The organism is Tardiphaga sp. (genome assembly GCF_044340795.1).
Taxonomy (GTDB): domain Bacteria; phylum Pseudomonadota; class Alphaproteobacteria; order Rhizobiales; family Xanthobacteraceae; genus Tardiphaga.
The window spans coordinates 1-7,008 of sequence record NZ_JBIISY010000285.1; the positions used below are offsets into that span (position 1 = coordinate 1).

Here is a 7,008-nt window from a genome sequence, read left to right on the forward strand (position 1 = left end):
CGCCGCTGGTCTGATGGTTCCGCTTACGCGTCGATGACCGCCACGATCTCATAGGTGGCCGGATCGATGATCACGATCTGGTTGCTGACAATGATCAGGTTGAAACCGCGCCAGGCCGGATGGATCGTCACGATCTCGGCCGGGACCGGATGGAAGTGAACGTCACGCGGCACGCGGGTGCCGACATTGATCGAGAAGTTCACATTGGTCACAGGCTTGATGTTCTGCTGCTTCACCACGGTGGTCACCTTGGTGCGCTCCTCGGTGGAGAGCTTGGCGCCGGCCGCGGCCTGACCGGTGGTCGTCGTGGATTTCTCGGTCGTCGTCGACTTGCTGTCGGCGGTGGACTTCGAATTCGCAGCCGGATTGTTCTTGTCCTCGGCCTTCATGTCCTTCGCGTTCTTGCCGCCATCGCGGGTCTGATCGGTGGCACGCTGGTTGCCGTTATCGCGCTGCATCTTGTCGTCCGACTGGGTCTGCTTGGTCGCAGGCTGTTTCTGCTCGGACTTGTTGGTCGTGTCGGTCGCTTCATCGCGCTTGCTTGGCGCGCTGTTTGCCGCCGGTGCTGCACGATCTTCGGCGCCACCTCGCGTGGACGCACCGCCACCGGCTGCGCCGCCCGCTGCACCGCCGCCCGCAGGGGCCTCACGGCTCATGGTCGCGCCGCCGCCGGCACCACCTGCGCCCGCACCACCAGCGCCGCCGGGGCTCTGGGCGCTCACAAAACTCGTACCGGCAATCAAGGCCGCAGCAGCGACAGTCGCAAATAAACGCTTGTTCATCTCGGTTCTCCTCGCAGTGGTCGTGTTCGCATTGCCCGCCCGACAACGGAGCGCTCATGCGGATGTTCCGGAGAAAGTGTAGTTTCTTTGCCGATGTTTTGAGCGTGGCCGGACTGTGTCAGATGTGCTGACGCGACTCATTCATGCTGCGTTCAGGCCGAGGAGTTGGTGTCCGGATCGGAATCGATCGGCGTCTTGTAAACTTCTGCACCGCTGTCATCGAGAACCACCACGGTGCGATCCTGATCGTCGCGCTGGATGTCTTCCGCGATCTGGCGGGCAATATCCTTCGCGATACTTTGCGCCTGAGTGTCGCTGTTGCAGTCCTGGCCGATCGGATCTTCCAGTCGGAAACCATCGACGATCTCAAAATGATACTTTGGCATCTTCAGCCTCCATCCTCCGGCACACCAATGCCCGCGGCTTCAATCCTGTTCCGCGGATCGTGCGGGGCGAGCAGGGGCATATGCCGGCGCCGCATGGCGGGAACTAAACTTCGCGCTGGTGCATTGGCGTGCAGCAATGAGGGTCAGGACATGACAGCGTTCATCGAACGTATGGTGCAGAAGATCTCCGAGGCCGCGCCGATCGAGACGGCCATGTCGGGCATTGTCGCCAATGTGCTCGAGAACACCACCAGCAGGCTGGAGCGCTTTGAGCCCAGCCGGTCGTTGCTCGATCATGACACCGACGACGAGGCCGGCGAAGCCGCCTGACAGGTATCGCTGCTCCGCTTTGGCACATGCGCGGCAAAGAGCTGCAATAGACAAACCGTTCAACTTTAATAACCTGCGCCCCGCGGCGATGGCTGGTGCCGCGGAGCGGGTCGTCAATGCGCGTTTGGATTGCCGGAATTGCTGCGATTGCCGCGCTTATTGCGGCCCCCGCCGTGGCATGGGAGCACTGGGGTGGCGATGCCGGCGGCACGCGATTCTCTGCGCATGGCCAGATCACCCCCGATAACGCGCCCCGCCTGATCGAGGCCTGGACGTTCCACACCGGTGACCTCGTCGCCCGCACGCCACAGCAACTTCGCCGAAGCAAGTTCGAAGCGACGCCTCTGCTGGTCGAGGACAGCCTGATCTTCTGCACGCCGTTCAATGAGGTGATCGCGCTCGATCCCGCCACGGGACGCGCGCGCTGGCGATACGATCCCGGCGTCCCCGCCGATGTCAGGCCCGCCAATCGCTGGGTCTGCCGCGGCGTGACCCACTGGCGTGATGATCGCGTCGCGGCGGGCGCCGCCTGCGCTAGCCGGATCTTCATGGGCACCAATGATGCGCGCGTCATCGCCCTCGACGCGAAGACCGGGCAGCCCTGTGCCGGTTTCGGCAAGGCCGGCGAGGTCAAGCTCGACCCGGGCGCGCCCTTGGAATATGCCGGCGAATTCCAGGTGACGTCGCCGCCGGTCGTCGCGCGCGATGTGATGGTGGTCGGCTCGGCCTTTGCCGACAATCGCCGGGTGGATGCACCGCGCGGCATCGTCCGTGCTTTCGATGCCCGCACCGGCGAACCGCGCTGGACCTTCGATCCCCTGATCCGCGACGGTATCGAGGCCGGCCACGCCAATGTGTGGGCGCCAATGACCGTCGATCCCGCGCGGGGGCTTGTCTTTCTGCCGACCTCGTCGCCAAGCCCGGACTTCTTTGGCGGCAAGCGTCCTGGCGACAACAAACATGCGAATTCTGTCGTCGCATTGAAGATCGATAGCGGCGAACTCGCATGGTCATTCCAGACCGTGCATCACGATGTCTGGGACTACGACGTCTCATCGCAGCCGACACTGGCGCGGATCGATATCGGCGCAGGGCCGCGCGATGTGGTGATCCAGGCTACCAAGATGGGTTTTGTGCTCGTGTTGGATCGCGACACCGGCCAGCCGCTGTGGCCTGTCGAGGAAAGGTCGGTGCCGCAGAATCCCGTCGCCGGCGAAAGCCTGTCGCCGACCCAGCCATTCCCGACTCATCTGCCGCCGCTGCTCCCGCAGCAGCTCGATCGCACCAAGCCGTATGGCCTGACTTTCTGGGATCGCGATGCCTGCGGCGAACAACTCAAGGCGGGCCGTTACGACGGCCTGTTCACGCCGCCCTCCACGGAGGGATCGATCCTCTTTCCCATGACCGGCGGCGGCGTCAACTGGGGCGGCGTGGCCTATGATCCCGTGCGCCAGATACTGATCGCCAATACCAGCCGCGCGGCGCATCGCGTCACGCTGATCCCGCGCGCGCAGGCACAGAACTACAAGCCGCCATCGGGCACCGATTTCGGCCCGCAGCGCGGCGCGCCCTTTGCGATGACCCGGTCGCTGGTGGCGTCGCCGCTCGGCATGCCCTGCAATCCGCCGCCCTGGGGCGCCATGGTCGCGGTCGATCTCAAGGCCGGGAAGGTCCTGTGGGAGTCCAAGGTCGGCACCACCGAGGACATCGCGCCGCTCGGCCTCGCGCTGAACACCGGCACGCCCCTGGTCAGCGGCGTAGTCGCAACCGCAGGCGGCGTCATCTTCACCGGCGCGATGGACTCCTATCTGCGCGCCTTCGATGCCAGCAATGGCCGGGAGCTGTGGCAGGGCCGGTTGCCGGTGCCGGGGGTCGCCAACCCGATGACCTACACGCTGAATGGCGAGCAGTATGTGGTCATCGGCGCCGGCGGCCATTCGGAATCCGGCACCTCCATCGGCGACAGCGTCGTTGCGTTCCGCCTGCCGCGCGACGGCGAAGCGCCGTCATGGTGGTCGCTCTATGTCGATCGTCCGGGCGGGAGGCTGCGGGCAGGGGCGATTGTCAGCGGCGTGTTACTCGTGCTGCTGATGCTCGGTACCATCCAGATACTCCGCCGCCGTAGGATGGGTTGAGCGCAGGTGCGACAGCGCCGGAGCGATACCCATCACCGCAAGTTCGGTGCTTGTTGTGATGGGTATCGCTGCGCTCAACCCATCCTACGAACTCCGCACATCAAAAAAGCCGGCTGTTTCCAGCCGGCTTTTTTCTCTGCAATTTCGTTCGTATGTTACGAGCACGCGGCCTTGCCGCAGCGTGCGACATTGATCTTTTCCTTCAGCGCCTCGACGCCGACGGCGCCGATCACCACTTGGTCGCCGATCACATAGCTCGGCGTGCCGTTCATGCCCATGCTCTCGGCCAGCTTGAAGTTTTCCTCGATGGTGGCGCGCACTTCCGGGCTCGCCATGTCCTTCTCGAGCTTCGCCATGTCGAGACCGGCTTCCTTCGCGGCCGCCATCGAGCGCGCCTTGTCGGCCTGGCCACGGCCGCTGAGCAGCTTCTGGTGGAAGTCGAGATACTTCTTGCCGGTCGGATCCTGCATGCGGACGGCGACGGCGACCTGTGCGGCCTCGACCGAGCCCGGTCCAAGCACCGGGAATTCCTTCAGCACGACCTTCAGCTTCGGGTCGGCCTTCATGATCGTCACCATGTCTTCCATGGCGCGTTTGCAGTAGCCGCAATTGTAGTCGAAGAATTCGACGAAGGTGACGTCGCCGTCCTTGTTGCCGATGGTGACACCGCGCGGCGAGTCGAAGATCAGCTTGGCATTGGCGGCCACGGCCGCCTTGTGCTTCTCGGCTTCGGCAGCGGCCTGGCGCTTCTGCAACTCGGCCGACACTTCTTCCAGGATCTCCGGATGCTGCAGCAGGTAGTCCTTCATGATCTTCTGGATTTCGCCGCGCTGCGCATCGTTGAAGGCAGGCGCTGCCGACTGCGCCGAGGCTTTGAGCGGCGCGCCGCACAGGGCAAGCGCCACGGCGGCAGAAGCGAGAAGGCGGAAGGTGCGCATGGGGTCGTGATCCTTTGAGGCGGAGGATTCGCGGGACGGGCAAATCGGTCGGAAGCTGCTTAGCATTGTGAACCAAAATACGCGCAATTTATGAATCCATCCGCGGACAAATCGTCGTGGGTTTGGAGGGGTGCGTTAGGCGTGCCTGACAATGGTGCGACACCCGAAGGCATAGGCCCATGCCTGAAAGGAATACCTCTCTTGACACGGAATTAAGAATATTCGCCTACAGAAGGACGGGGTTGAGGGAGAAGATTCCATGCGCGTCCGTGTACTTTTCATGCTGTGCGTCTCGGCCATGGCGTCGATCATCGCCATCGCAGGCGCGGTCTTCATCGTCCAGCAGTGGGGCGATTATCGCAATGCCAGCGAGGCCGGCCATCTCGCCCGGGCTACGGCGGCCGTGCTGCGCACCACCGAGCAGATGTCGGTCAGTCGCGGCCCGCAAAACGTCGCACTGATCGCCGACCAGCCCGCCGCAGCGCCAGCCTTGAGCGCCATTGCTGCCGCTCGCAAGACGCTGGGCGACGAATTCTCCGCCGCCCGCGCTGCCGTGGCCGCCACCACTTATCCCGAGCGCCAGCGCGCGCTCGCTGCCCTCGACAAGATCGGGCAGGACCTGAACCAGATTTACGGCCAGCTCGATCGCGCCTATCCGCAGCCGCGCGCCCAGCGTGATGCCGCACTGCTGCGTGACTATGTGCCGCGGATGCTGCAGCTGCAGACGGTTCTGGATGGCGTCGTCAACGGCCTCGAACGCAATGCCGCGGCGGCGCATGAGAGCGTCGGCAGCCTGATCCAGATCGCGCGCCTGTCGTGGGACATGCGCGATGCCGCCGGCCGCCGCGCCAGCTATTTCACCCGCGCCGTCGGCAACAGCAAGGGACTGACCACGGCCGACATTCAGGGTGTCTCCGAAGCCACCGGTGAAATCCGTCACGCGTGGGCGCGCCTGCAGGCGACCATCGCGCAACTCGGCGACGATGCCAGCCTCACGGCCACCGTAAAATCCACGGAAGCAAAGTTCTTCGGCGAGACCGAAGGGTTCATCACCGAGATGACCAAAAAGGGTCTGGCCGGCACCGATTACGGCGTCTCGTTCCAGGACGTGCTGAAGCGTCTCGTCGGGCCGGCGCAATCGGCCATGGCCGTGCGTGACGCCGTCATGACCAAGGCCGAGGATCTCGCCGACGTCGCCCGGCGACAGGCGCTGATCCAGCTCTCCATCGTCGCCATCGGCATGGTGCTGGTCGGGCTGCTCGTGGTCGGCGTCACCATGCTGTTCGTCCGCCGCGTGGTGAAGCCGCTGGTGGAAACCACCCAGGCGATCACGCGGCTTGCCGAAGGCGATCGCGAGATCGAGGTACCCGCGCGCGGCCGCCGAGACGAGATCGGCGAGATGGCCGAAGCGCTGGAAACCCTGCGCATCAACGCCATCGAGGCGGCGCGACTCGAAGCCGAGCACCGCGCCCAGCAACAGGCCCGCGAAGCCCGCGCCGCGCGGATCGAGGCACTCACCATGGAATTCGACACGGCGAGCTCCGAAGTGATCTACGGCGTCGGTGCTGCCGGCGACGATGTTCGCCGCGACGCCGAAGCCACTTCGCGTCTTGCCAGCGGTTCATCCGAGCGTGCCACCAACGTCGCAGCCGGTGCCGAGGAAGCGTCGGTAAGCGTCAGCACTATCGCCAGCGCCGCCGAAGAGATGAGCGTCGCCGTCAGCTCGATTGCCGAGCGGCTCGAGACCTGCGCCACCATCGCCGCCGACGCCGTGCGTGAGGTCGGCGATGCCGACAAGCGTATCGTCGGCCTCGATCACGCGGTCGCGCGCATCGGCGACATCATCAAGTTCATCCAGGATATCGCCAGCCAGACCAATCTCCTTGCCCTCAATGCCACGATCGAGGCCGCACGCGCTGGCGATGCGGGCAGGGGCTTTGCGGTGGTGGCCGGCGAGGTGAAGGCACTGGCCACGCAGACCGCCAAGGCCACCGACGAGATCACCGCGCAGATCGCGAGCATTGAATCCGAGACCGCCGCCGTGGTGCAGGCGATCAAGGGCGTGTCGCAGACCATCGGTCGCGTCGATGCAGTCACCGCCGACATCGCTGCCTCGGTCACCCAGCAGCGGACAGCCACCAGCGAGATCGCCGCGAATGCGCAGCAGGCGGCGAGCGGAACCAAGGATGTGTCGTCCAATGTCGGCGCCGTCAGCACGGCGATGTCCGAAGCGGAAGCCGCGGCCTTGCGCATGATCGCCAAGGCCGACGATCTCTCGACCCGCTCGGGGGACCTCGCGCAGCGGATTTCACACTTCCTCAACGCCGTTCGCGCGGCGTGAGTCCGTTTCATCGGCGCGTCGTTTTGCGTCGATAGCCGTAGGATGGGTTGAGCGCAGCGATACCCATCACCACCAGCGCTTGGCCGTGATGGGTAT

At 64.7% G+C, this 7,008-nt stretch carries 6 protein-coding genes; 3 read left to right on the forward strand and 3 right to left on the reverse strand.

Going from position 1 to position 7,008, the window contains the following annotated elements; translation table 11 throughout:
- Window positions 1–23 precede the first annotated feature (23 nt).
- The gene (locus tag ACIQ17_RS28925) at window positions 24–782 is read right to left on the reverse strand and encodes a DUF1236 domain-containing protein (protein WP_398472868.1); all 759 of its coding nucleotides are present in this window, start codon (window positions 780–782) and stop codon (window positions 24–26) included.
- Window positions 783–934: 152 nt separating this feature from the next.
- The gene (locus ACIQ17_RS28930; protein ID WP_398472870.1) at window positions 935–1,168 is read right to left on the reverse strand and encodes a DUF6894 family protein; all 234 of its coding nucleotides are present in this window, start codon (window positions 1,166–1,168) and stop codon (window positions 935–937) included.
- Between the two features lie 150 nt (window positions 1,169–1,318).
- On the opposite strand from ACIQ17_RS28930, the gene ACIQ17_RS28935 reads away from it, so the two are divergent.
- The gene (locus ACIQ17_RS28935) at window positions 1,319–1,498 is read left to right on the forward strand and encodes a hypothetical protein (RefSeq protein WP_398472871.1); all 180 of its coding nucleotides are present in this window, start codon (window positions 1,319–1,321) and stop codon (window positions 1,496–1,498) included.
- 116 nt (window positions 1,499–1,614) lie between these two features.
- Window positions 1,615–3,633, forward strand: a complete 2,019-nt coding sequence (locus ACIQ17_RS28940; protein ID WP_398472872.1) for a pyrroloquinoline quinone-dependent dehydrogenase — start codon at window positions 1,615–1,617, stop codon at window positions 3,631–3,633.
- 155 nt (window positions 3,634–3,788) lie between these two features.
- Here the strand turns inward: ACIQ17_RS28940 and ACIQ17_RS28945 are convergent, their stop codons facing one another.
- On the reverse strand, window positions 3,789–4,571 hold the full coding sequence (locus ACIQ17_RS28945) for a DsbA family protein (protein ID WP_398472874.1): 783 nt from the start codon (window positions 4,569–4,571) through the stop codon (window positions 3,789–3,791).
- Between the two features lie 259 nt (window positions 4,572–4,830).
- Between ACIQ17_RS28945 and ACIQ17_RS28950 the strand changes: the two genes are divergently transcribed.
- A complete protein-coding gene (locus ACIQ17_RS28950; protein ID WP_398472875.1) occupies window positions 4,831–6,912 on the forward strand; it encodes a methyl-accepting chemotaxis protein in 2,082 nt (693 codons plus the stop codon).
- Window positions 6,913–7,008 lie beyond the last annotated feature (96 nt).